Raw genomic sequence first — 279 nt, 5'->3', positions numbered from 1 at the left:
GCAATCGAACCGCATTACCCGAAGGGCACGCGAGGCCGTCCGCCGATTGGCCTGGAGCGAATGCTGCGGATCTATTTCCTGCAACAGTGGTACGGGCTGTCGGACGAAGGGCTGGAAGACGCGCTGTCCCCCAAGGGGACTTCCTGCGGGGCGTATGACAGCATTGCGCTGCGCGCCTTCGCCGGCATCGATCTGGCAGTCGAGAACGTTCCGGATGCGACCACGCTGCTGAAATTCCGGCGCCTGTTGATCGAGCACGAACTGACACGGAAGCTGTTC

1 protein-coding gene is annotated in these 279 nt (G+C 62.4%); it reads left to right on the top strand.

Annotation, left to right across the window (positions count from 1 at the left end; translation table 11 throughout):
* The coding region (locus F6X37_RS36140) for a transposase (protein ID WP_187614704.1) at positions 1–279 on the top strand (279 nt) is incomplete at both ends.

Origin of the sequence: Paraburkholderia sp. 31.1 (assembly GCF_014397645.1) — a bacterium.
GTDB classification, from domain to species: domain Bacteria; phylum Pseudomonadota; class Gammaproteobacteria; order Burkholderiales; family Burkholderiaceae; genus Paraburkholderia; species Paraburkholderia tuberum.
Note: the sequence above shows the minus strand (reverse complement) of the source record. Positions and strands in the feature narration are given on the sequence as shown.